At 36.2% G+C, this 23444-nt stretch carries 24 protein-coding genes and 2 tRNA genes; 13 read left to right on the plus strand and 13 right to left on the minus strand.

Annotation, left to right across the window (positions count from 1 at the left end):
• Nucleotides 1-2: 2 nt before the first annotated feature.
• From thrS to nuoI, 3 genes are all read right to left on the minus strand, one after another.
• Complete coding sequence (thrS, locus tag OPR46_RS06255) at nucleotides 3-1904, minus strand: threonine--tRNA ligase (RefSeq protein ID WP_265043322.1); 1902 nt, start codon at nucleotides 1902-1904, stop codon at nucleotides 3-5.
• The gene (locus tag OPR46_RS06260) at nucleotides 1901-2116 is read right to left on the minus strand and encodes a hypothetical protein (protein ID WP_144054593.1); all 216 of its coding nucleotides are present in this window, start codon (nucleotides 2114-2116) and stop codon (nucleotides 1901-1903) included. The genes thrS and OPR46_RS06260 overlap by 4 nt, the downstream gene beginning before the upstream one ends.
• A 115-nt stretch (nucleotides 2117-2231) precedes the next feature.
• Nucleotides 2232-2714 (minus strand): NADH-quinone oxidoreductase subunit NuoI, encoded by a 483-nt coding sequence (gene nuoI, locus OPR46_RS06265; RefSeq protein WP_174515692.1) that lies wholly within the window; start codon nucleotides 2712-2714, stop codon nucleotides 2232-2234.
• Between the two features lie 131 nt (nucleotides 2715-2845).
• On the opposite strand from nuoI, the gene mnmE reads away from it, so the two are divergent.
• From mnmE to OPR46_RS06280, 3 genes are all read left to right on the plus strand, one after another.
• Nucleotides 2846-4174: a tRNA uridine-5-carboxymethylaminomethyl(34) synthesis GTPase MnmE gene (gene mnmE / locus OPR46_RS06270; protein WP_265043324.1), complete on the plus strand. Its 1329-nt coding sequence runs from the start codon at nucleotides 2846-2848 to the stop codon at nucleotides 4172-4174.
• Between the two features lie 47 nt (nucleotides 4175-4221).
• A tRNA-Ser gene (locus OPR46_RS06275) sits at nucleotides 4222-4309 on the plus strand.
• Nucleotides 4310-4477: 168 nt separating this feature from the next.
• On the plus strand, nucleotides 4478-5494 hold the full coding sequence (locus OPR46_RS06280; RefSeq protein ID WP_265043326.1) for an NAD(P)/FAD-dependent oxidoreductase: 1017 nt from the start codon (nucleotides 4478-4480) through the stop codon (nucleotides 5492-5494).
• A gap of 735 nt (nucleotides 5495-6229) precedes the next feature.
• Here OPR46_RS06280 and OPR46_RS06285 read toward each other — a convergent pair.
• From OPR46_RS06285 to rpmF, 3 genes are read right to left on the minus strand one after another with little or no spacing between them, the layout of a single operon-like run.
• Nucleotides 6230-7186 (minus strand): beta-ketoacyl-ACP synthase III, encoded by a 957-nt coding sequence (locus OPR46_RS06285; protein ID WP_265043328.1) that lies wholly within the window; start codon nucleotides 7184-7186, stop codon nucleotides 6230-6232.
• Entirely contained in the window at nucleotides 7179-8216 is a 1038-nt protein-coding gene (gene plsX, locus OPR46_RS06290; RefSeq protein ID WP_265044109.1) for a phosphate acyltransferase PlsX, read from the minus strand. Before plsX ends, OPR46_RS06285 begins: the two co-directional genes overlap by 8 nt.
• 10 nt (nucleotides 8217-8226) lie before the next feature.
• The gene (gene rpmF / locus OPR46_RS06295; RefSeq protein ID WP_041573607.1) at nucleotides 8227-8409 is read right to left on the minus strand and encodes a 50S ribosomal protein L32; all 183 of its coding nucleotides are present in this window, start codon (nucleotides 8407-8409) and stop codon (nucleotides 8227-8229) included.
• 332 nt (nucleotides 8410-8741) lie between these two features.
• On the opposite strand from rpmF, the gene OPR46_RS06300 reads away from it, so the two are divergent.
• Nucleotides 8742-9524, plus strand: coding sequence for an MlaE family ABC transporter permease (locus OPR46_RS06300; RefSeq protein ID WP_015589313.1), 783 nt, complete (start codon nucleotides 8742-8744; stop codon nucleotides 9522-9524).
• Complete coding sequence (locus OPR46_RS06305) at nucleotides 9517-10218, plus strand: ABC transporter ATP-binding protein (RefSeq protein WP_265043331.1); 702 nt, start codon at nucleotides 9517-9519, stop codon at nucleotides 10216-10218. The genes OPR46_RS06300 and OPR46_RS06305 overlap by 8 nt, the downstream gene beginning before the upstream one ends.
• A gap of 153 nt (nucleotides 10219-10371) precedes the next feature.
• On the opposite strand, the gene OPR46_RS06310 is transcribed toward OPR46_RS06305, so the two are convergent.
• Entirely contained in the window at nucleotides 10372-10569 is a 198-nt protein-coding gene (locus OPR46_RS06310) for a hypothetical protein (protein WP_265043333.1), read from the minus strand.
• Nucleotides 10570-10634: 65 nt separating this feature from the next.
• On the opposite strand from OPR46_RS06310, the gene OPR46_RS06315 reads away from it, so the two are divergent.
• From OPR46_RS06315 to OPR46_RS06325, 3 genes are all read left to right on the plus strand, one after another.
• Entirely contained in the window at nucleotides 10635-11132 is a 498-nt protein-coding gene (locus OPR46_RS06315; protein ID WP_265043335.1) for a hypothetical protein, read from the plus strand.
• Nucleotides 11133-11197: 65 nt separating this feature from the next.
• Entirely contained in the window at nucleotides 11198-12361 is a 1164-nt protein-coding gene (dxr, locus tag OPR46_RS06320) for a 1-deoxy-D-xylulose-5-phosphate reductoisomerase (RefSeq protein ID WP_265043337.1), read from the plus strand.
• A gap of 202 nt (nucleotides 12362-12563) precedes the next feature.
• Nucleotides 12564-13475: an Rpn family recombination-promoting nuclease/putative transposase gene (locus tag OPR46_RS06325; RefSeq protein WP_265043339.1), complete on the plus strand. Its 912-nt coding sequence runs from the start codon at nucleotides 12564-12566 to the stop codon at nucleotides 13473-13475.
• Nucleotides 13476-13509: 34 nt separating this feature from the next.
• Here the strand turns inward: OPR46_RS06325 and OPR46_RS06330 are convergent, their stop codons facing one another.
• The 3 genes from OPR46_RS06330 to tldD form a co-directional block, all read right to left on the minus strand.
• Nucleotides 13510-14757 (minus strand): IscS subfamily cysteine desulfurase, encoded by a 1248-nt coding sequence (locus tag OPR46_RS06330; protein WP_265043341.1) that lies wholly within the window; start codon nucleotides 14755-14757, stop codon nucleotides 13510-13512.
• Nucleotides 14758-14847: 90 nt separating this feature from the next.
• Nucleotides 14848-14988 (minus strand): hypothetical protein, encoded by a 141-nt coding sequence (locus OPR46_RS06335; protein ID WP_265043342.1) that lies wholly within the window; start codon nucleotides 14986-14988, stop codon nucleotides 14848-14850.
• A gap of 55 nt (nucleotides 14989-15043) precedes the next feature.
• The gene (gene tldD, locus OPR46_RS06340) at nucleotides 15044-16462 is read right to left on the minus strand and encodes a metalloprotease TldD (protein WP_010962974.1); all 1419 of its coding nucleotides are present in this window, start codon (nucleotides 16460-16462) and stop codon (nucleotides 15044-15046) included.
• Nucleotides 16463-16524: 62 nt separating this feature from the next.
• Between tldD and OPR46_RS06345 the strand changes: the two genes are divergently transcribed.
• From OPR46_RS06345 to OPR46_RS06360, 4 genes are all read left to right on the plus strand, one after another.
• Nucleotides 16525-16609: transfer RNA gene (locus OPR46_RS06345), tRNA-Leu, on the plus strand.
• Between the two features lie 70 nt (nucleotides 16610-16679).
• Nucleotides 16680-17204: a hypothetical protein gene (locus OPR46_RS06350; protein WP_265043343.1), complete on the plus strand. Its 525-nt coding sequence runs from the start codon at nucleotides 16680-16682 to the stop codon at nucleotides 17202-17204.
• 211 nt (nucleotides 17205-17415) lie between these two features.
• Nucleotides 17416-18123: a uroporphyrinogen-III synthase gene (locus OPR46_RS06355; protein ID WP_265043344.1), complete on the plus strand. Its 708-nt coding sequence runs from the start codon at nucleotides 17416-17418 to the stop codon at nucleotides 18121-18123.
• A complete protein-coding gene (locus OPR46_RS06360) occupies nucleotides 18123-18902 on the plus strand; it encodes an exodeoxyribonuclease III (protein WP_265043345.1) in 780 nt (259 codons plus the stop codon). The genes OPR46_RS06355 and OPR46_RS06360 overlap by 1 nt, the downstream gene beginning before the upstream one ends.
• A 35-nt stretch (nucleotides 18903-18937) precedes the next feature.
• On the opposite strand, the gene OPR46_RS06365 is transcribed toward OPR46_RS06360, so the two are convergent.
• A complete protein-coding gene (locus tag OPR46_RS06365) occupies nucleotides 18938-19933 on the minus strand; it encodes a hypothetical protein (protein WP_174516012.1) in 996 nt (331 codons plus the stop codon).
• A gap of 49 nt (nucleotides 19934-19982) precedes the next feature.
• Nucleotides 19983-22559, minus strand: coding sequence for a DNA polymerase I (polA, locus tag OPR46_RS06370; RefSeq protein ID WP_265043346.1), 2577 nt, complete (start codon nucleotides 22557-22559; stop codon nucleotides 19983-19985).
• A gap of 224 nt (nucleotides 22560-22783) precedes the next feature.
• Between polA and OPR46_RS06375 the strand changes: the two genes are divergently transcribed.
• Nucleotides 22784-22939 (plus strand): hypothetical protein, encoded by a 156-nt coding sequence (locus OPR46_RS06375; RefSeq protein ID WP_265043347.1) that lies wholly within the window; start codon nucleotides 22784-22786, stop codon nucleotides 22937-22939.
• Here the strand turns inward: OPR46_RS06375 and OPR46_RS06380 are convergent.
• A complete protein-coding gene (locus OPR46_RS06380; RefSeq protein ID WP_081600753.1) occupies nucleotides 22910-23212 on the minus strand; it encodes a transposase in 303 nt (100 codons plus the stop codon). The two genes, OPR46_RS06375 and OPR46_RS06380, sit on opposite strands and share 30 nt — an antisense overlap.
• Between the last annotated feature and the right edge of the window lie 232 nt (nucleotides 23213-23444).

The following is a 23444-nucleotide window of genomic DNA, read 5'->3' on the forward strand; positions in this document are numbered from 1 at the left end:
CCTTAATTCAAATTAATACTTTTTAACAACAATTCAATAGCCTTCTCCAAAGAAAAAGACTCCTGTCTTTCCGATCCTAAATTTCTCACTGACACAGTTTTACTTGTAACTTCATTTTTGCCTACAATCCACAATATAGGAACCTTGTTTGAACTATGCAAACGTATCTTATAACTAATTTTTTCATTGGTCAAATCAGTCTTGACTCTCACACCTTGTTCTTTTAAAATATTGCTAATTTCTGTGGCGTAACCGTCAGCTTCATTTGTAATGGTCAGAATAGCAAGTTGCGTTGGAGCAAGCCAAACTGGAAATTTTCCTGCATAATTTTCTATCAAAATTCCGATAAAACGCTCAAAAGTCCCAAGAATTGCCCTATGTAACATGACAGGGTGATGCTTGTGCCCATCTGCCCCTATATAAAAAGCTCCCAGACGTTCTGGTAAAATGAAATCAACTTGCAATGTTCCACATTGCCAGCTTCTGCCTATTGCATCTTTCAAAACAAACTCTAGCTTTGGACCATAAAATGCACCTTCACCAGGGCTCAGTTCATAACTCAAGCCCGCTTCTTTAACGGCTTCAAGCAGCGCTTTTTCAGCTCTATCCCACACTTCATCATTACCTGCTCTAATATCTGGACGGTCTGAAAATTTCACAGAAATTTCATTAAATCCAAGCTCTGAATATACTTCTTTTAAAAGGTCACAAAACTTTATAGTTTCAGAATTCACTTGTTCTTCCATACAAAAAATGTGTGCATCGTCTTGCGTAAAACCACGCACTCGCATCAGTCCGTGCAATGAGCCTGAGCTTTCATTCCTATGACACGTACCAAATTCTGCCATACGTATCGGTAAATCACGATAGCTTCTGGTGTGAGAATTAAAAATCTGCACATGACAGGGGCAATTCATGGGTTTTATTGCTAGCTTTTTGCTTTCAGATTCATCAACAATAAACATATTTTCACGAAACTTATCCCAATGTCCAGATTTTTCCCACAGCTCTTTGCTTACTAAAATAGGAGTTTTTACCTCAAAATAGCCATTATTTATTAGCTTCTTTCTGATGTAAGACTCAAGAACATTATATAAAATATATCCTTGTTCATGCCAAAAAACCTGCCCGACAGCTTCCTCTTGGATGTGAAATAAATCCATATCCTTGGCAATTTTGCGGTGATCACGTTTCTCTGCTTCTTTGAGACACTCAAGATAAGCGTTTAATTCATCCTTATTTCTCCATGCTGTGCCATATATTCGCTGCAACATTGGGCCCTTTGCATCACCTCGCCAGTATGCACCCGCTACTTTCATAAGTTTAAACGCTTTAACTCTACCGGTTGATGGTGAGTGCGGACCACGGCATAGGTCAACAAAATCACCTTGCCTATAAACAGTTAGGTTTTCACCCTCTGGTATCGATGAGATAATATCAACCTTATATTTTTCGCCTATACCACTAAAGAAATCAACTGACTGCTTGCGAGTCCAAACTTCTCGAACAAATCTGTGGTTACTTTTTACAATCTCTTTCATTTTCTTTTCTATTGCGGTAAGATCGTCCGTAGTGAAGGTACGATCTGTAGCAAAATCATAGTAAAAACCGTCCTGAATTGTTGGGCCGATAGTAATCTGAGTATTAGGAAATAGCTCTTTCACTGCCTGCGCCATTATATGAGCAGCATCATGCCTTATTATATCTAAACCCACTTCGTCACTCAGTTGTATCACCTCTATCTCTGCATCAGCTTCAATTTCACGTGAGAGATCATGCAACTCACCATTTACCTTAAAGGCAATTGCTTCTTTCAAAACATCCGGTTGTAATATATCAAAGCCAGTAACTTTACCACTGTATTCTTTTACTTTTTGTTCGGCTGAAAAAGTAATCCTAATCATTTATCGACCCTTTTGTCTAACCCTCTCTTTGTCATCCCAGTGCGTGACACTGGGATCCATCTTATTTTTATAATGGAAATTAGTTTAACGTATGCTCCTAAAATCTGTTGTCCATTGCACAATTTGCAAATATTTTTATACCTGGACCCCAGTGTCAAGCACTGGGATGACACCTTTGTGTTTGAGGCAAAGCAGGCCATAACATTTAACATACTGCCCTCGCAAACAAATGTTCGTACAGTTGTGTATCAGCTACTTGGATGACACCACCCCTAGTGGGCACTGCCCCTAAATCATAATGGATAACAGGGTTATAAGCTCTGAACATTAATAATAAGGTCTATTCTTTTTTAACCTGAGTGCAATTGCGTCTTCCCAAATTTCACCATTACGCAATAACTTTTCTTTATTGTACATTAGCTCCTCTCTCGTTTCAGTAGCAAATTCAAAGTTAGGACCCTCCACAATTGCATCAACTGGACATGCCTCTTGGCAAAGTCCGCAGTATATGCATTTTGTCATATCAATATCATAGCGCGTAGTGCGGCGACTACCGTCTTCTCTTTCCTCTGCTTCAATAACTATTGCTTGAGCAGGGCAGATAACTTCGCATAATTTACAAGCTATGCATCGTTCTTCACCGTTTGGATACCTACGCAACGCATGCTCACCACGAAACCTTGGACTTAAAGGGCCCTTCTCCATAGGATACCTCAAAGTAACCTTTGGCTTAAACATATATTTTAATGTAATAACAAACCCTTTAATTAACTCTACAAAAGACCAGTACCAAGCTAATTTCTTGAGCATAAAATATTTAAAACTTGTGTCAGTCATTATAAATCATATTATCAGTTTTCAAAATAAATATTTTCACCTGGGTGACTTTTTAGGTATTTTGGTTTCTTAAGTGTAATATTGCTAAGTAGTTTATATAAATAATGACAAACACAAATGAAACTATTTTCGCTTTATCGACCGTATTTGGTAAGTCAGGAGTTGCAGTAATTAGAATTTCAGGCAACTGTGCGCTTAAAGCTTTAAATCATTTTCATATTAAGAAAGAAATTAAACCAAGATTTGCTACTTTAGTTGATCTATATGATGATTTCAATCAATTGATAGATAATGGAATAATCATCTATTTCCCTGCTCCAAACAGTTTCACTGGCGAGAATGTTATAGAGTTACAAGTGCATGGAAGTAAGGCAGTCATAAAAATCATCTTGGAGGAATTATCAAAAATTTTCGTTATGGCCAGGCCTGGAGAATTCTCACTTAGGGCTTTTCTAAATGGTAAATTTGACTTAACTCAAATAGAAGGAATTGCAGACTTAATTGACGCTGAGACGAAAATGCAAGCTAAACAAGCGATTAAGCAGATATCAGGAGAATTGGAGAGACTATACAGCAATTGGAGGCAAAGATTGATAACGATACAATCCAAAATCGAAGCATATATAGACTTTCCAGAGGACATTTGGGCAGAAAAAAGTGAGTTGGAAAAAATTAATAATGAAGTGCAATCTCTCGTGCGATTGATACAAGAGCATTTAAATGATAATAGACGGGGCGAAAGGTTGCGTGAGGGTTTACATATTGTAATAACTGGTAAACCAAATGTCGGTAAATCAACTCTGTTTAATTTCTTAGCCAAGCGTGATATTGCTATTGTTTCTGAATATGCAGGCACAACAAGAGATATACTTGAAGCTCATATTGACATTGGCGGATACCCAATCATTCTCTCTGATACTGCTGGAATTCGTGAGAGTTCAGATCCAATAGAATCAGAAGGTATAAGTCGAGCGAAAAAGAGGTCTTTTGAAGCTGATTTAAGAATAGAACTATTTCCTTTTGAACAGCGTCATAATATCAATTGCAACGTTGTAAATAGCGATACTATTTATGTATTGAGCAAAGCTGACGATGTTATCAATAATCACAATATAAAAATTAATGGCATAGATTTTCTACCTATTTCTATTTTAAAGGGAATAGGTACAAACAAATTGATCTCTCTCATAAAAGAGAAGGCAGAGGAAAAATTTGGGCATGATAGAGACACTCCTGTAATCACTCGGCAAAGACATAGGAATCACATGAAGAAAGCACTGGAACATTTACAACGTTTTAATATCGATAATCCAATTGAGTTGATATCTGAAGATTTGAGGCTTGCTGCATTTGAACTTGGTGCGGTGATTGGAATTATTAATGTTGAGGAAATATTGAGTAGTGTGTTTAGCAACTTTTGCGTGGGCAAGTAAAGCTTTTATAGATTGCTTAAAATCAAATGTTGTGATAGAAAAGAAATGGACGGATGGCCGAGCGGTTTAAGGCACCAGTCTTGAAAACTGACGTACGTGATGAGCGTACCATGGGTTCGAATCCCATTCCGTCCGCACAGCATCTCGCTATGCTAGCTGATTTTTAGAGCTTATTTGGACTATGTGGTTCATAACGCTGGAAATCTTGTCTAATCTAGCCACATCTTTTAAAAATACATCCCTTTGTAAATTGACCTTGTTAGCAAAGAAAGCTAATATCTATAAATAGATCACCATCTGAATATGAAAACCGATATAGTAATAATAGGTGCAGGACCTGTTGGAATATTCACTGCTTTTCAAGCGGGAATGCTTGATATGAGATGTCATGTAATAGATGTTTTGGATCAAGCAGGAGGACAATGCACAGCTCTTTACCCAGAAAAGCCAATATATGATATACCTGGTTATCCTGTAATTACTGCCCAAAAATTAATTGAGCAGCTAATGGAGCAAGCTTCGCCATTTAAGCCTATTTACCATTTAAGTCAAAAAGTAGAAAAGATTTCAAATAACGAAGGTGAAAACTTTACTATCATAACGAACATAGGTACAGAGGTAAAATGCAAAGCCGTTATCATTGCTGCAGGTAACGGAATGTTTGAACCTAACCGTCCACCCTCAAGTGCTATATTAGAATATGAAAATCAATCTGTATTTTACAGTGTAAATAAAATTTCTGATTTTCAGGACAAAACTATAGTCATTGCAGGGGGGGGTGATTCTGCGGCTGATTGGACCGTAGAACTTTCTAAAGTTGCAAAGAAAATTTATGTGATACATAGAAGAAAGGAATTTCGCTGCACTCCTGAAACTAGAAATAAATTAGAATCACTTGAAAATGATGGAAAAATAGAACTGGTAGTGCCATATCAATTACACGAACTAGCAGGAAGTAATGGGCAGTTGAGCGCAGTGATAGTAAAAAACATTGCCTCTAAGGAAGAAAAAGAAATATCCGCTGATTTTTTGCTGCCATTTTTTGGATTGTCAATGAATCTTGGTCCAATAAACAATTGGGGTATACAGTTAGAACATAGCCGCATAGTTGTCGACCCAGCTACACTTAAAACCAGTAGGGATAGAATATATGCAATCGGAGATATAGCTACTTATTCAGGCAAACTAAAGTTAATATTAAGTGGTTTTGCCGAGAGCGCCATGGCTTGTTATGACATATACAAAGTAATCCACAACTCTCCAGTCAATTTTCAATATTCAACTTCAAAGGGAATTCACGGGAAAGAAAAACTTCCTTGACAAACCTCGCCAGCTCCCTTATCATGAAGCTGAAGCTATTGTATTTGCTTTCGCCAATCTGCAGATTAAAAGGTAAGGATTACTTAATGTATCGGCGTCTTATGTTTAATTTTTTGCAGTACATAGATACTGTATGTCTTTACAAAACTTCGTCTACATCTAGATTTTTATCTAAATAAGCTGAACGCGCTTATAAAGCGTTACAAGACATCAAAAAATGCCAATACTCGACAGAGATAGTAAAAGACTAGCTAACTCGGGGATTCTTTGTCTTTTTTTCTGCTTAGTAAATTTCCTAAACGTTTGCAGCGTAAGTTAGTTGCAATTAAAAGCAGCTGAATTTCGCTTGTCAAGCGTTTAAAACATAAAAAACGCCAATATTTTAAAGCGGATAATAACCCCAGGGCTTCTTTTGCCTTTTTTTCGTTTGGTGAATTTCTTAATATTTATAGCTAAACAACAACCGTCATCCCGCTGCTTGTTAGCGGGATCTAGAGATACCGCGAATGAATCGCGGTATGACGTAGGACTGCTGTCATTCCAGTGCTCCTTTTTTTGTCATCCGAGTAGCTGACACTGGGATCCAGGAAACTTAACTTTACACCAGGTGAATGTACAATAAGAACTGGATTCCAGACTGGAATGACACCGAAGGGGCTACTGGGATGACAGGAGAAAGAGGTACTGGAATGACAAGAGGAGGGTACTTGGGTGACAGGAGGTAATGCAGGAAGTCTAATAGTGCAGCAACACGGAACCCCAGGTCAGGCCTGCACCTATTGAAATCAGCAGTACCAGATTTCCTGATTTTATTTTTGATTCTTGTATTGCATAGTCTAAGGCCAGTGGAATTGATGCCGCTGAGGTGTTTGCATGCTTATCAACGGTATTAATCACTTTCTCTATAGGAAAATCTAATTTCTTTACTACTGCTTCAATAATACGAATGTTTGCTTGATGGGGAATTAACCAGTCAATATCAGTGATTTTCAAATTATTGCATTTCAGAGTTTCCTCTACTGAGGCTGTTAACTTATCCACTGCATGTTTAAACACTTCTCTTCCATTCATGCATATTTTTCCAGAATCACCAGTAGAGGATACCCCTCCATTCGTACATAGTATGTCCACATTGCCGTCAGAGTATAAGTTTGTTGACATGATGCCGCTTCTACCCATTTCTGATTTCATCACCACTGCACCAGCACCATCACCAAAGAGTACACAAGTTGACCTATCTTCCCAATCAACAATCCTAGACATTATTTCAGCACCTATAACCAATGCATATTTAATTCTATTGTTAGATTTTATGAGCGAATCAGCAACTGTAACTGCATATATAAAACCAGAGCATGCTGCTTGTACATCAAAAGCAAATGCGTTTTTACATTTTAACTTACTTTGTACAATCGTTGCACAGCTAGGAAAAGTTTTATCAGGAGTTGTTGTAGCAACTATAATCAAGTCAATTTCATCTACTGAAATTTTAGCTTTTTCTATAGCACTTTTTGCTGCATTTACAGCTAGATCTGACGTTAGTTCTCCTTCATCTTCTATATGCCTTTGAACTATTCCTGTTCTCTGCCTTATCCATTCATCGCTCGTCTCAACTATCGATGCAATTTCGTTGTTACTCAACATTTTTCTTGGTAGGTAAGATCCAGTGCTTAATATGAAACTTTTATTCAATATGACTTACCCCGTTAATTATCTTTTGATTTAAATTTTCACTAATTGCATTTACTGCAAATTTTATGGCATAGGCAAAAGAAATAGCATCAGAATTTCCATGACTTTTAATGATGATACCATTCAGCCCTAAAAACATAGCTCCACTTCTAATTTTGGGATTAAAACGCGTTAAAGCTTTATTTAGTTTGGATTTTAACAATATACCAACAAGCATTTTCGCTATCCACGAATTGAATACTTCCTGCTTTATTAGATTGATAAAGGTACTAGCGGTTGCCTCAGCCGTTTTGAGCATTACATTGCCAACAAAACCATCAGCAACAATCACATCTATATTACCCTCTAAAAATTCACTTGCCTCTATATACCCTTTGAAATTAATGCCTGGAGCGTTTTTAAGCAACTCAAAAGCGCCGCGCACTGAGTCATTACCTTTAACTTCTTCTGTGCCGATATTTAGCAAAGCAACTTCAGGATTGTCAATTTTTAATGCTATTTTTGCAAATATACTACCCATTAACGCAAATTGAAATAATGAGTCGGCATTACAATCAACATTTGCACCAAGGTCAAGCAAAGCGAAGCTTTTTGTCTTAGTTGGACAGATAGAGGCAATAGCAGGACGATAAATGTTTGGTAATGTTCCTAAAATAAATCTGGAAATTGCCATCAATGCTCCGGTGTTGCCTGAAGATACCACTCCGAAAGCTTTACCTTCTTTCACTGCAACAATTGCAGCTTTCATACTTGAGTCTTTACGATGTCTCAGCGCAAAAGATGGCTTATCATTTGCAAGAACATTGTCAGAACAATGAGTAAACTCAGAATTGTTACTTACTTTTTTATATTTCAAAAGCAAAGGAGATACTTCTTCCTTATCTCCATAAATATGAAAAAAAACTTTAATGCCTGGGTCAACAAGGTTGTCTAAAAAAAAACCAGCACCCTGAATTACGGAAAGAGGCGCAAAATCGCCCCCCATAGCGTCAAGTGCAATAACTATATTATTATTGACCGTAGGTAACATATCATAATAGTCACTCCGCCTGTTGCTTGATGAAAACCCGTTTTCCTTTGTAACTGCCATCAACTGCTACGTTATGAGGCAACATGAATTCCCCAGTTGTTGAACACACCACAATATTCTTAGGCTCAATAGCATGATGAGAACGATGCATATTACGCCTTGACTTTGACTTTTTTCTTTTTGGAACTGCCAAAATTTCCTCCATTCTACTACAAAATACAATACATTAGTAACATGTTTTTTACAGGAAGTAAACAGGGATAGTAAAATAAGTAAGGTTTGCTTATGTAATTGAGTTCTATAGCTAAAGTGGCTCTACAATTTGAAAAACCGTCATTCCGCTACTCGTTAGCGGAATCTATACCGCGAATGAATTGCGGTATGACGTAGGGAAACCTTTCTTGGGTTAAGCTTTAAATTAAAACATCAAGTATATTGAACTTAAAACATATCTCAGCTATACTTTGTGATAAAGTTAATAAAAATTTTAATAAAATCAGTAACTCTAGCTAAAATGAATACAAAGTGAGCTTTTTTGATATAAATAGTGTTAGAATAATTGGTAGGTACTTTATCAATTTTTTGTTAAGGCTTGGTAGTGCATTCATATTTTTTATTCAATCTCTATACCACTGCCTTGTGCCACCATATTATTTTAGCAACATAGCAAGACAAATTATAGAGATAGGCTTTTTCTCTCTGCCAATTGTTGGGCTCACTGGAGTTTTTATAGGAGCGGCAATAGTTTTACAAAGTAGCTTGAGTGACCCATTAATTAACCAAGAACAGATAATACCCAAACTTGTTACGATCACTATCATTAAAGAGTTAGGACCAGTTTTGATCAGCTTAATAATGGTAGGAAAGGTTGGATCATCAGTTGCAGCAGAAATTGGTACAATGCGCATCACCGAGCAAATAGATGCACTTACAACCTTGAACATCAACCCTTTTAAATATTTAATTGCACCAAGGATTTTAGCGTCAATCATAGTATTTCCCATACTTACAGTATGTGCAGATTTAATAGGAATATTTGGAGGATGTATCACTGCAGTCTTCGAATTTAACCACAATTTAAATATATACATTAAACACACAGCTCAGTTCTTTAATACGTATGATTTTATAACTGGGCTAATAAAAGCAACTGTATTTGGCGCCATAATTTCTGTCTCAAGCTGCTATTACGGTTACCATTGCAAAGAAGGTGCACGAGGAGTAGGTGTTGCTACAACATCAACTGTTGTTTTATCGTCCATACTGATCATTTTAGCAAACTACATGATTACTTTGATACATGCGTAACCCCATAATATCAATATCGAACTTAAGCTTATCTTTTGATGACAGGACAGTACTAAAAGATCTAAATTTTGATATATTAAAAGGGGAATCATTAGTCATACTTGGTGGCTCAGGAAGCGGCAAATCTGTATTAACAAAAACAATTATCGGCTTGCTTGCTCCAGACTCAGGGTCTGTTAAAATAAATAGTAAAAGCAAAAATAAATTTGGGGTTTTATTTCAAAATTCCGCTTTATTTGACTACGTTACAGTGTGGGAAAATATATCTTTTAATTATAAAAAGCGCTTTAATATCAGCAAAAAAGAGGCAAAACAGCTAGCAATCGAGAAGTTAAATGATGTTGGACTGGAGGAAAGCATAGCAGATATGTTTCCAATAGAGCTATCAGGTGGAATGAAAAAAAGAGTGGCACTTGCAAGGGCGATTGCACACAATCCAGAAATCATTATTTTGGATGAACCAACTTCAGGATTGGACCCAATTATGTCAGATATAGTAAACGAGATAATAATAAAATTATCTAGAGATCTTAACCCTACAATTATCACGATTACACATGATATTCATAGCGCATTTAAAATAGCTGATAAAATAGCAGTATTATATGAAGGGGAGATCATTTCCCATGGAACTGTTCAGGAAATACAAAATACTAATAACGAATATATAAAAAAATTCATTCGTTATATATAGCTAAAGATATATACACTATTGCTAACAGTCATATTTTTAAGTTTTAACTTTGTAAAAGGTAGTGGACATTGGAATTCAGATTTTTTTCAAACTGGATCCTATAGCTAACACGTCATACCGCGATTCATTCGCGGTATCTCGGCATAGATTCCGCTAACTAGTAGCGGAATGACGGTTTTTCAAATTGTCGTAAGTCAATTTAGCTATATATAGGATGGCAGAAATTATAGCCTTTCTTATAATAGTCCGAATGCGATAAGATATGTGTTTATGGCTATAGCAGGCCAGTAGCATATTACGGTCTGTTCGGATTATTGTAAAAAGAGCTATACTTGTATTAGCTATATTCAAAAGCTCTATTGATATTTTGCAATATTTGTGATAAAATAATAGCTTAAGGTTGAGAGTAAAAATTTATGAGTGAAGCTCAAGGTCCAAACATTGCAGAATGGCAAGCGCAGCAACAACACCAAGAAGCCGCTGGTGAGAAAAGTGGTTTTGGTCTTGGTCATAGTGACTCTGTTTCAACAGTCGTGGATGGAATGAAATGGTTATTCAACTTTCATGAAGGAGCAATTGCTGCTTATAGTAACGTATTTGAAGGCTTGGTGAGTGGCAGTAGTCTAGTAACATTGTTTGGAAAGTCAGGTAATATGTTTGGCATAAAACTTCTTGAAGGCCTTGCAGAATATTTTTCAGGTGGAGGTGGGGAAGATATGCCATCAGAAGGAATGGATATGGCTCATGGTGATGATGGACATCACTCAGATGATTACCCTCATGCCAATAACGAAATAGCTCATAATGCTGATGGTTTGCAAGACATGCATGATGCAGGTGATCACCATGGTCAATCTTTTTCACCTGGTCCTTCACCATCTGTTGGCGATGACCACGGGCATGAACTTGGTTAAACGCTTAAAAACTATTGAATAGTTGGGTTCGCAAGAAAAGTTGCTATTGTTATGAGTTTGTCTTAGTGAAAAAGGTTTCAGTTTTAGGATCAACAGGAAGCATTGGACAAAAGACTGTAGATTTGCTCTCAAAGAGAAGAGAAGAATACCAAGTGGAAGCACTAAGTGCCCATTCGAACTTTGCTCTACTGGCACACCAAGCAAAACTGCTAAATGCAAAATATGTTGCTATCTCCGATGAAAGGTTTTACAAAGATTTGAAAGAAAGTTTACTTGGTACAGATGTAAAAATAGCAATTGGTGCTACAAATATTGCTGCTATACCTGTTGATCTCTCAGTTGTTGCAATAGTTGGCATTGCAGGCCTTGGGCCAGTTATGGAAGTTATAGAAAGCGGTACCAAAGTCATTGCATTGGCAAACAAAGAAAGCATTGTTTGCGGTGGAAAGTTATTACTCAAAAAAGCTAAAGAAAAAAATGTACAAATAATCCCTATTGACTCTGAGCACAATGCAATTTTTCAAATTTTGCAAAATGACGACAAATGCGTAGAAAAGATCATACTTACTGCTTCTGGTGGACCATTCTTAAATTATAGCCTTGAGCAATTAAGAAATATCATGGTAGATCAGGCGCTTAGTCACCCCACTTGGAATATGGGAAAGAAAATCTCGGTTGATAGCGCAACAATGATGAATAAGGCACTAGAGATAATAGAAGCACATAACTTGTTTAATATCAGCCCGGATAAAATTGAAGCAGTAGTGCATCCTGAGTCAATAGTACATGGAATTGTAACTTATAAGGATGGGTTCAACTTTGCTGTGCTTGCAAAAACTGACATGGCAATTCCTATTTCATATGCTCTATCTTGGCCGGAAAGATCAGCTTTGAATTATAAACTAGACCTAACAAAGCAAGGAAAATTGACCTTTCAAGAGCCAGACCATAAGCATTTCCCTGTGCTAAAGCTTAGCATGGAAGTGTTAAACTCTTCTACTCCACAAGCAAATAGTATTGTGCTCAATGCTGCAAATGAAATAGCTGTTAATGAATTTTTGAAGTCACGAATCGGCTTTTTGGAAATAGTAGAGGTAGTGGAATCAACAATGGAAAGTTTTGGTAGTTATACCGATATTAATTCACTATCTGATATAATAAATATTGATTGTGAAAGTCGTATTATTGCTCACAAAATTGTTGAAAGTAAAGTTGTTGCGTATAGCTAGAGTAATGTAACCAGACTGCATTCTGTGATTTTTTTTTAGCAAAGCACGATACACAATCGTCATTCCGCTACTTGTTAGCGGAATCTATGCCGAGATACCGCGGCGGTATGACGGTTCGCGGCGGCATAGCTATCTTCAAAAATATGGTTGAATAATTGTTAATAATAGTGTATAATTATTAATATTTTTAAGCACTTTGGCTATGGCTTTATCTAAGTTTCTCGACCCTAAGCTGGATTTAACCTTTAAAAGAATCTTTGGCACTGAAAAAAATAAGAATATTCTCATACATTTTTTGAATGATATTTTAGGGTTTACCGAGATAAATACTATACAAGAAGTGGAATTCCTCAGTACTATAATGGATCCTGAAATTGCCTCTGATAAGCAAAGTATAGTTGATGTTCTTTGCAGGGATTCCAGTGGGGCCAGGTATGTGATTGAAATGCAGCTCACTCGCGATAAAGGCTTCGAAAAACGAGCTCAACTATATGCTGCTAAGGCTTACTCAAGGCAAGCTGATAAATCTGGTAAGTACATTGATTTAAAGAAGGTTTTCTTTATTGCTATCTCTAATTGTAATTTATTTCCTGATAAGCTTGATTATATATCCAGCCACACTATAAGAGATGAGAAAACCAATGAGCATGACTTAAAAGATTTTCAATTTGTATTTATTGAACTACCTAAATTTCCTAAGAATAAGGAAGAACAGCTAGAAAGTATAGTGGATCGTTGGTTATTTTTCTTCAAATATGCAGATGAAACTACGGAAGAAGAATTAAGGAAAATAGCAGAAAAAGCACCAATAATAAAGTTAGCCTACGATGAATTAGACAGGTTTAGCTGGAATGAAAAAGATTTAGTAGCTTACGAAGAAAGAATAATGGATCTACGGAAAGAAGAAGCCATTCTTGAATACAGACTTGATCTTGCTACTGAAAAAGGCATCCAAATTGGCGAAGAAAGAGGCATCAAAATCGGTAAAGAGGAAGGGAAAATTGAAGTCGCAAAAGCAATGCTGGCTAATAATGTTGATGTCAACACTATTGTCAAGTTTACTGGCCTTTCTATTAGTGAGATTGAAGAATTAAGTGTGAACGGTACAGAGTAATTTCAAAGTGCATTTGCAGTTGGAACGGATACATTTAATGAGAGTCCCATTTCACGGTGTTCAAATCTACTCCTTCTTGTACCATCTCCCAAAGTGGGCTCATTTCTCTCAGTCGGCCAACATTTTTAGCAACAAGATCTGCTGCATACAAAACTTCTTCTCTAGTTGTAAATCGGCCTAGGCCAAATCTAATTGATGAATGCTCAAGGTCATGGCCATTATTTAGCGACCGTACTACATAGGAAGGCTCAAGAGACGCAGACGTGCACGCAGAACCAGAACTTACTGCTAAATCCTTGATTGCCATGATGAGAGACTCACCCTCAACATAGGGAAAGCTCAAGTTTAGGTTGCCAGGAATTCTATTTTCATAATCACCATTTAAAACGATATCAGGAAACGCTTCTTTTATCTTGTTATACAAAATATCCCTTAATTCTTCCACTCTAGTTGTTTCTTTTTTCATTTCTTCTCTAGGAATACGTGCCGCTTCACCAAAACCAACTGCAAGAGGTGTTGGAACTGTTCCAGAACGCATGCCTCTTTCCTGTCCACCACCACTAATTAGTGGTATCAGCCTAACACGAGGATTCTTTCTACGTACATATAATGCGCCTATTCCCATAGGTCCATAAATTTTGTGGCTAGAGAGACTCATAAGATCAATGCACATCTCATTAACATCAATTGGAACTTTTCCAAAGCTTTGAGCTGCATCTGTGTGGAAAAATATATTATGCTTTCTACATATTACACCAATTTCTTTGACAGGCTGAATTACTCCGATTTCATTATTTACCATCATCACTGAAACCAGGATTGTTTGATCAGTAATTGCTTCCTCAAGCTTTGATAAATCTATAATTCCGTTTTGCTTAACAGGCAAATATGTAACTTTAAAGCCTTCATTTTCCAGATGCCGACAAGAATCCAGAACACACTTATGCTCCGTGCAGACAGTGATTATATGATTTCCTTTATTTTTATAAAAGTGAGCAACGCCCTTGATTGCTGTATTATTTGACTCAGTTGCACCTGAGGTAAAGATAATTTCTTTGCTATCTGCGTTCACCAGATCAGCGATGTGTTTCCTTGCTTTTTCCACTGCTTCTTCAGCAGTCCAACCAAATGAATGGCTGCGAGAGTGTGCATTGCTGAACTCACCAAAGTAAGGTATCATCACCTCTAAAACACGGGGATCTACTTTAGTAGTAGATTGATAATCAAGAAATATTGGTAATTTTATTTTAGCATCGTGTATTTTTTTACTTTCAACATTCATAAAGCTACCACGGAGACAAAATTTACAATTGTTTTATAGCATTAAAACTTAATTTTTTCAAGATATAATCTTGCATCAAGTACAAAAGTGTCATCCAAGTAGCTGACACATAACTGTACGAACATTTATTTGCGAAAGCAGTGTGTTAAATGTTATAGCCAGTTTTGCCTCAAACACAAAGGCAGTGCCCAGACACTGGAATGACACCCTATTGGTGGCAATTGCTTCCAAATCATAATGTTTGTACAGCTGTGCGCCGTGCGCTGGAATCCGTTTTAGCCCTTATCTATATCTCAGTTCCACCAACAGTTATTGCGTCGACTTTGAGTGTCGGCTGACCAACTCCAACGGGCACATTTTGTCCATCTTTCGAGCATGTGCCAACACCAGGATCTAACTTTAAGTCATTACCAACCATAGATACTTTTTTCAACACTGTTGGACCGTCACCAATTAGTGTTGCTCCTTTTACTGGCTGTGTAATTTTGCCATTTTCTATTAGGTAAGCTTCCGAAGATGAAAAAACAAATTTTCCTGACGTTATATCAACCTGCCCACCACCGAAATTTACTGCATATAGACCTTTCTTTACGCTAGATATTATTTCCTTCGGTGTATACTTTCCGGGCAACATATAGGTGTTTGTCATGCGCGGCATAATAACTTCTTTATAACTTTCTCTTCTACCATTACCAGTTGGGCTTACGCCCATGAGTTTAGCGTTCATATGATCCTGCATGTATCCTTTTAGGATCCCATCCTCTATCAATATATTATAACTGGGTGGAGTGCCTTCATCGTCTACGCTGATAGAGCCGCGCAAATTGGGCAGAGTTCCGTCATCAACTACTGTGATGTCACTAGCTGCTACTTGTTTACCCACAGAATTTGAAAATGCTGAGACTTTTTTGCGATTGAAGTCGCCCTCAAGTCCATGACCCACGGCTTCGTGTAACAATATTCCTGGCCAGCCTGGACCTAAAACGACTGTCATTTCTCCGGCTGGAGTTGGAATTGCTTCAAGATTTACCAGTGCTTGTTCTAACGCTTGGTTTGCAACTTCTTTCCACTTTTTCTCAGAAATAAACTTACTATAAGAGTCCCTTCCACCATGCCCTGCAGAACCTCTTTCGGTACGGCCATCTTTTTCTACAATGACTAGCACATTAAAACGTACCAGAGGCCTGATATCGCTTAATCTGTGATCACCCTTTATTATTTGTACAACTTGCCATTCTCCACTTAGAGTTATTTTTACTTGCTTCACGCAGTTATTTTTGGACCTTACATACTCATTAACCTCATTGAGTAGCTTAATCTTTGAATTCAGATCCATTTCATTTATAGGGTTAATCCTCGAATATAGGCTTTTTGTCTCTTCGTTTAAATTTATTGAATTTGTCTTGTTTAAAGACACTGAGCTTTTTACCATAGAAGCAGCATTACTAATTTCTTTTTCGCTGATCTCAGAAGAACAAACGAAAGATGTACTATCTTCACAAAAAGACCTTAAACCAAATCCCCTTCTAGTATTCAAGTCCATGTGTTTTAATATGTTATCCTCAAAAACCAGGGACTCCGACTGGCAAAATTCTAGAAACAGCTCACCACCATCGCTATTGCTCAAAGCGTTATTGACTATTTTATATACGTTATTAATATTAACATTGTTTTGAGCAAAAAATATTTGATCTAGATTTGGCATTACCTTTGAACTAAAAATTGTTTAAGTATATTATTTAACTTTAACATAGTAAACTATAAAAAGCCCGGGTGGCGGAATTGGTAGACGCGCTAGCTTCAGGTGCTAGTAACTTTTTAAGTTGTGGAAGTTCAAGTCTTCTCTCGGGCACTCTTAGCTTCCATATTGCTTATTGAATTAATTAATGTTATAATATAACATATTAGGTAATATTCATGCTATGTATAGTGAAAAAAATAAGTTAGCCTGCAGAAAGAAGGTACGAACTTACTCGAAACGCTTAGTTACTACACTATCTACTATCTCTTTCATTGGATACACAGCGGCATTGGTCTTGAATATTCCTGTCTTAAGTCTGTATTTTAGTATTGCCTGCACTATATTAAGTGTACTTTCATCTACCTTAAACATATGGTCATTAGCTGATCATTTTAGGCAGCGTGATCTTAATAAGCAGCTTGGTGTAGAAAACACTCCTGGACAAGAAAAACTAACGAAGATCTGTCTTGATATTACATCTAACGTTTTGTTTTTAATAGGAGGAATTACATCTATATTGCCCTTTGAATCTCCTATCATTCCTTTTGTTTCCACTGCCTTTTTTATTCTAGGCTGTGCCTTTATGGCAACTAATATCGTTCGGACTAGGATTAGCGAACCACAGGCAAAAAAACCTACTGATGACCACTCCCTAACTGCAAAAGCAGCTCAAGTATTAACTTATACAGGAATATTAGCTATATAATTCCACTGAAGGAAGCCATTCAAAAGAGTTCGATGTAATTAGCGTCAAAAAAGTGTAAGCAGAAATTGTGGGCTTATTGGGGTAGGAGCGCTTAGTACTCCTACTTCCACATCAATTACTTGAATAATTGCTCAAGCTATCAAAATAAAAGTTTTTATTTAGTAATTTGTGTATAAAGGATATTATTTTACTGGTAGTGAAATAAATCAGAATGAAGTCTATTTTATTAACGAGGCCTTTATTGGACTCGTTCAATACAAGAAATATATTGAAAAAGTATGGATACAAAGTTTTTATAGAACCAGTATTCACAATAAAGTACTTAAATCCTGATATATCTGCGCACGAATTTGACGTTGTAATATCCACAAGTAAAAACAGTGTAAAGGCTTTTAGTCAAATATGCAAAGTGGATGACTTTCCGATTATTACAGTTGGTAATTCAACCATGCAGGCTGCAAAAAATTTGGGATTTTCTGATATAATCTCAGCAGACAGCAACGTTGATGGTCTGATATCATTCATAAAAGCTCATTATTCAAACGCAATAAAGTTCTTATATATAAGGGGACAAGAAGTATCATGTGACCTAAAAAAGAGATTATCTGAAGAAGATTTCAACGTAAGAGAAGTTGTACTCTATAAAACAATTATAAAAAGGAATCTAACTAATAGGTGTAAAAATTTACTGTTGGATGGTAAAATTGATAGTGTTGCTTTTTTTTCCTCACAGACAGCAAGGATATTTTGTTCATTAGTTCTAAAAAGTGGGCTATCTCATGTGATGAATAATGCAGTTGCATATACCATGAGCAAGAACATTGCTGATAGTTTAAAGTTAATCAAATGGAAAAAAATTATAACATCGAGGTTGCCTACTGGAGAGAGTTTAATTGATATAATTAATAAGGATTGCTGATGCTAAAGATTGCAACTTGGAATGTAAACTCCATACGTAAAAGAGTTAACCAACTTTGTAGTTTTATAGTTGATAGTCAGATAGATATAGTTTTGTTGCAAGAGATAAAATGTACAGAAGAGCAATTTCCTTATGCAGAGATAGAAAAGTTAGGATATGAATATGCTATCTATGGACAAGTTGCAAGAAATGGCGTTTGTGTTTTATCTAAATATCCAATACTGGAAAAGTTTAAAATTGATATCGTAGAAGGTTATCAAGAAGCGCGTTATATAGAGTGCATAATAAAGCACAATAATCAGAAGGTAAGGGTGGGAAGTGTATACGTTCCAAACGGTCAAAGCCCGGACTCTCAAGCATTTGAATATAAACTCAAGTTTTTTGATAATCTATATGAAAGGATGAGCACTTTGTTAAAGAATGAAGAGTTAACTATTATAGCTGGCGATTATAATGTTGCACCGGATGAAATTGATGTCTTTGATTCAAACTTATTGAATGGCCAAGTGTGCTTTCATATAAAAGAACGTGAGAAGTTAAGAGAAATCTTGAATCTTGGGTTTAAAGATGCGTTTAGAATATCTCACCCAAATTTGCAACAATTCACTTGGTGGCATTATCAAGGCAATTCACTCAGAAATAATCAAGGAATGCGCATAGATTATATGCTGTTATCACCACAAGCTGTAGATAAATTGGAAACATGCTACATAGATGATAGATTGCGTAAGCTAGAAAATCCGTCTGACCATACTCCTGTTGTATGTGCTATAGAATAATAGTAGACCTCTTACACAACTCACTTTTGGCAAACCTAGGTAATCCCTGCTTGTTTGTTGCTTGTGTTTTCTTCCTTTCGTTCGTTTTCCTTTCTTGTCCAAGGTTGATCTTGCTGTTTGCTTTCTTCGTTTTCCCTGTTGTTTTCCTGGGAAATTTGCTCAGGAACAGGTTGTTGTTCACTCTTTTCTTTTCCTTGGGAAATTTGTTCAGAAACAGAAATGGGTTGCTCACTCCCTTTAGCCTTCTCGACTGGGGTTCCTAAAATTTTATTGATACCATCGCAAATTTTTTTATTCAATTTTGCTCTCTTTTCTGTATCATCTTTATCTTGTGAGCTAGGGTCATACAAAGTACCTTTTTTGTTATTTGAAAAAAGACTTTTGATTGTACTTACTTCAGTCCATACAAGGAGACCACCACTAATTGCTAATGCAATTGGGCCAGTGCCAAATATTAATGCTGAAAAAGCAAAAAGAGTAATAGGAAATAAAGATTTACGTAAGAACGTTTTTACCATCTCTTCATCACTAAGTGGTGGTTCATCTTCCTCTTTTTTGTCTTTACCTAAGAATGGTATTTTTTCTTTCACCCCATCCATAAAGGAGCCAGAGATATTTTTCGGGTCTATTTTGATCCCTCCAATTAGCAGCAGCGGCATTTCCAATACGAACTTTATGGATGAATCTTTAGCTTCTGTACCCCGTATATCAGCTACACACTTGGTTATTATTTGTCGTATTTTATCATCATTTAATTTCTCTTCTCTAGCTAAGCCTTGCTCCCTAATTTCTTTAAACACAGAAAGTAAAAACTGAGAAAAATTCTCTTCACTGAGTGGTTCTACATCTTCTAGCTTGACATTATTGAATATAGTTTGATTCTGACTTAGCATGAAAGCGAGTACTGCCTCGTCATCTTCCTTTAATTCTTTAGGTTGTACTTTGTTTTTTAGCAATTGTATAAAGGCATCATAGATTACCTGAGTAGGTAACTTTGGAGGTTTTGAACTTTTTACTTGTGTGCCTATCATGGCTGACCTATTTGCATTTGCTATGCTCTATTCTAACATATTTTTCGTATTAGTTCAAATGATTTATACTCCTAGAATTCACGATGTTTAAGTCATAATTAAGGGAATTTAGACCCCAGTTGTCGCCAACTTTTATTTCTACTTCAAGTGGTACAGAAATTTCTATTGCATTTTCCATTATATCTTTCATAAGTTTTGCTGTTTCTTGTACCTTTTCGTCTTCTACTTCAACCAGTAGTTCATCGTGAACCTGGAGGATTATTTTACCTACTTTTAATTGGTCAAAAAGCTGAATCGTCGCACGTTTTATTATATCAGCGGCGGTGCCTTGCAGTGGTGCGTTTATTGCTGCCCTTTCTGCAAATTGTCTTATATAAGGAATTGTATTGTTTATGTCTCTTACAAAGCATCTCCTGCCAAACAAAGTTTCTACATAACCATGCAATCTTGCGATAGACACTGCTTTTTCCATATAGGCCTTTATTTCTGGGTAACAGGAAAAATAGTAATTAATGTATTCAGCAGCTTCCGCAATGGTAATTCCAAGCCGCTTTGCAAGACCAAATGGGCTAATGCCATATATAATTCCAAAATTGATGGATTTTGCTTTGCGTCTTAATTGCTCATCTATTTCTTGCACTCCAAAAACTTGCCTAGCGGTGATCTCATGAATATCTTGTCCGTTTGCAAAAGCTTCTTTAAATGCTGCAACGTTTGCAACGTGTGCCAGGAGTCTTAACTCTATTTGTGAATAGTCAGCAGAAATTATCTTATGCCCTTTTGGCGCAATAAATGCTTGTCTGATGAGATTTCCCTCTTCGCTTCTGATAGGAATATTCTGTAAATTAGGATTGCTGGAGCTCAGCCTTCCAGTTGCAGTTGCAGTCGTTGAAAAGCTTGTGTGTATTCTACCATCAATGGAATCAACTTGCTTTATTAGCGCATCAGTGTAGGTGCCTTTTAATTTACTTAAATGTCGCCAATTTAGAATTTTACTTGCGATTTCTACCCCTTCTTCTTCGAGTGCCTCTAGAACTTCATAATTGGTGCTATACGATCCAGATTTTTTTGACTTTTTCTTTTTATTAAGCCCCATTTTGTTGAATAAAACATCACTTAATTGTTTTGGCGAAGCAATATTAAATCTTTCTCCTGCCAAATTATATATCTCATCTTCAAGCACGGCAATTACCTGCTGAAATTTATCGGACAGCTCCTGTAATTTTTGTATGTTCAGTAATATCCCATTTTTCTCCATATCAAATATTACTTTCATAAGTGGCTTATCGAAGCGCTCGTAAATTGTGAGCAATTTTTCCTGAAATAACCTTTGCTTTAGCTTTTCATGAATTGCTATTAAAGTTTTTGCCGAGAAAATTTCTGCATTTTCACTCAAATTATGCGCAACTATGTTTGGAATACTGTGATCATGCTTTCCTGTATCCAAGCTATACGACATTATCATCAAATCATCAACTAAATCTAGCATCTTCTCTACTGTAGGGAAGATTTTCCTGATTTCTTTAATGTTATGTATTATTTTAAGCGCCCCATTTGAGAGTAAAGTTGAGTTAATTATAATGAGTGCATCTTGTATGCTGTCTTGCTCTATATAAAAAATATTACTTTCGCTATAAGATAGACTTAATACATTGTTTTCAAGGTGGTAATGAATTGCAATTTTGCCTTCATATCTACAGTGCTCTAAAAATTTCTCTAACTCTTCACTACTATACTCTATTTTTTCTTCTGTGCTAGACCCACTATAGGAAAAAAGCTTTTCCACTTTCCCTATCAAGGAATTGAATTCATACTTCTTTAAAAAGGATAACAATTTCTCCATGTTTGGAGAATGGACTTCATATTTTGCAATATCATGTTGAAGGTCTACTTTTTCGCATAGTGATAAAAGTTCTCTTGAAATTAGTGCTTTTTCCTTATGTTCGGTAAGAATATTACGAATCCTCGTTTGCTCGATTTTATCAATGTTCTCTATAATATTATTCAATGAATCAAATTCATCTAATAATTTAGTGGCAGTTTTTGGGCCTATTCCTGGAACGCCTGGAATGTTATCAGATGCATCACCAGTTAGAGAAAATAAATCAAGAAGCTTGTGTGAGTTTACACCAAATTTTTCTACTACTCGTTTTTCATCTATGTATATATTTTTAATGGGGTCGAATATTAAAATATTGTGGTTCAAGAGTTGAAACAAATCTTTATCTGATGAAACGACTACCACTTTAAAGTCTTGGTGGTTGGCGTATTTTGCAGCTAGTGTTGCGATTATGTCATCTGCTTCATAACCTTCAATTTCTTCATAGCTGAGGTTAAAAGCTTCTACCGCTTCTCTCAATATTGCAAACTGTAAAGTGAGATCCTCAGGAGGCGTTACTCTGTTTGCTTTGTATTCAGAATATAAATTGTGCCTAAAATTCTTTTTCCCTGCATCAAGTGCTATAATTAAGTAGTCCGAATGGGCAATGTACTTAAGAACCATATTCAGAAAGCCATATACACCACCTATTGGCATTCCTGTTGTGGTAATTAAGTGAGGTAGTACATAGTAAGCTCTGAAAAGAAAACCATAGCCATCGATAATTGTGAAAGTTTTTTCTTTCATTGTAGATATTTATGCGTGCTTTTGATGGTCCACTATTTAGCTGAGAAAATCAAGTTTTTGTTTTTCTGCTTTTGAGCGTTGTAAGAGATTTTACCGAAAATAGCATTCATGATGGGGATGTACACATATGTAATATCAAAACCTAGTAGAAGAAATTTGACCTTACCCAGAAAAAGTGGAGAGAAAGTGTGGAATGTTTTTTACAAAAAGAATGATGCATCAAATTGTTCTGGAATGCAATAGTTATAGCTCTTTTTACAATAATCCGAACAGACCGTAATATGCTACTGGCCTGCTATAGCCATAAACACATATCTTATCGCATTCGGACTATTATAAGAAAGGCTATACTATATAAAAAAATATTTTACTCTTTTTGACTGGCCAGGGCTTTTTTTTAAATGTCTCTTTCCCTTGTTACTCTTGCTTTGTAAATCAAACCTCTCTTTGTCGTAAGGAGCCATGTTACCTCTACCTGGAAATGCATCTGCTGCCGACTTTTTTTCGTTGTGTTTCTTTATCCATTTTCCTAATAAACCACCCTTTATTCCTAAATCTCTTGCTATTTTTGTAATTGTTTGACCTGCCTTTCTTTGTTCATTTGCCAGTTTAACAGCTTCCAATTTGAATTCTGCTGTATATTCTCTTACCATTTCTAATCCTCCAAAATTTTATTTTACCCGAAAAAACTCTTTTCTTTCTCTCCACTTTTTCTGGGTAAGGTCACTATTTCTTAAGTAATTTACACTTCAGAGTTTATCTGCTTTAAAGTTTACTCTATTCTGTTTCAGCATTTGTCATAAATCCTTAATTATTTCTGACTTTTTAGTTCAGTTTTTAACCATTCTTTCCTTAACTTAATGGCAGTGACAATAAGCCTATCTA

It is taken from the genome of Wolbachia endosymbiont (group A) of Scambus nigricans, assembly GCF_947251485.1.
GTDB lineage: Bacteria > Pseudomonadota > Alphaproteobacteria > Rickettsiales > Anaplasmataceae > Wolbachia > Wolbachia pipientis.

Excerpts from the sequence above, each read along its gene's own strand:
- thrS (WP_265043322.1), bottom strand. The coding sequence starts at position 1,904 with ATGATTAGGATTACTTTTTCAGCCGAACAAAAAGTAAAAGAATACAGT.
- OPR46_RS06260 (WP_144054593.1), bottom strand. The coding sequence starts at position 2,116 with ATGTTAAATGTTATGGCCTGCTTTGCCTCAAACACAAAGGTGTCATCC.
- nuoI (WP_174515692.1), bottom strand. The coding sequence starts at position 2,714 with ATGCTCAAGAAATTAGCTTGGTACTGGTCTTTTGTAGAGTTAATTAAA.
- mnmE (WP_265043324.1), top strand. The coding sequence starts at position 2,846 with ATGACAAACACAAATGAAACTATTTTCGCTTTATCGACCGTATTTGGT.
- OPR46_RS06280 (WP_265043326.1), top strand. The coding sequence starts at position 4,478 with ATGAAAACCGATATAGTAATAATAGGTGCAGGACCTGTTGGAATATTC.
- plsX (WP_265044109.1), bottom strand. The coding sequence starts at position 8,216 with ATGTTACCTACGGTCAATAATAATATAGTTATTGCACTTGACGCTATG.
- OPR46_RS06305 (WP_265043331.1), top strand. The coding sequence starts at position 9,517 with ATGCGTAACCCCATAATATCAATATCGAACTTAAGCTTATCTTTTGAT.
- OPR46_RS06315 (WP_265043335.1), top strand. The coding sequence starts at position 10,635 with ATGAGTGAAGCTCAAGGTCCAAACATTGCAGAATGGCAAGCGCAGCAA.
- OPR46_RS06325 (WP_265043339.1), top strand. The coding sequence starts at position 12,564 with ATGGCTTTATCTAAGTTTCTCGACCCTAAGCTGGATTTAACCTTTAAA.
- OPR46_RS06330 (WP_265043341.1), bottom strand. The coding sequence starts at position 14,757 with ATGAATGTTGAAAGTAAAAAAATACACGATGCTAAAATAAAATTACCA.
- tldD (WP_010962974.1), bottom strand. The coding sequence starts at position 16,462 with ATGCCAAATCTAGATCAAATATTTTTTGCTCAAAACAATGTTAATATT.
- OPR46_RS06350 (WP_265043343.1), top strand. The coding sequence starts at position 16,680 with ATGTATAGTGAAAAAAATAAGTTAGCCTGCAGAAAGAAGGTACGAACT.
- OPR46_RS06355 (WP_265043344.1), top strand. The coding sequence starts at position 17,416 with ATGAAGTCTATTTTATTAACGAGGCCTTTATTGGACTCGTTCAATACA.
- OPR46_RS06360 (WP_265043345.1), top strand. The coding sequence starts at position 18,123 with ATGCTAAAGATTGCAACTTGGAATGTAAACTCCATACGTAAAAGAGTT.
- OPR46_RS06365 (WP_174516012.1), bottom strand. The coding sequence starts at position 19,933 with ATGATAGGCACACAAGTAAAAAGTTCAAAACCTCCAAAGTTACCTACT.
- polA (WP_265043346.1), bottom strand. The coding sequence starts at position 22,559 with ATGAAAGAAAAAACTTTCACAATTATCGATGGCTATGGTTTTCTTTTC.
- OPR46_RS06380 (WP_081600753.1), bottom strand. The coding sequence starts at position 23,212 with ATGGTAAGAGAATATACAGCAGAATTCAAATTGGAAGCTGTTAAACTG.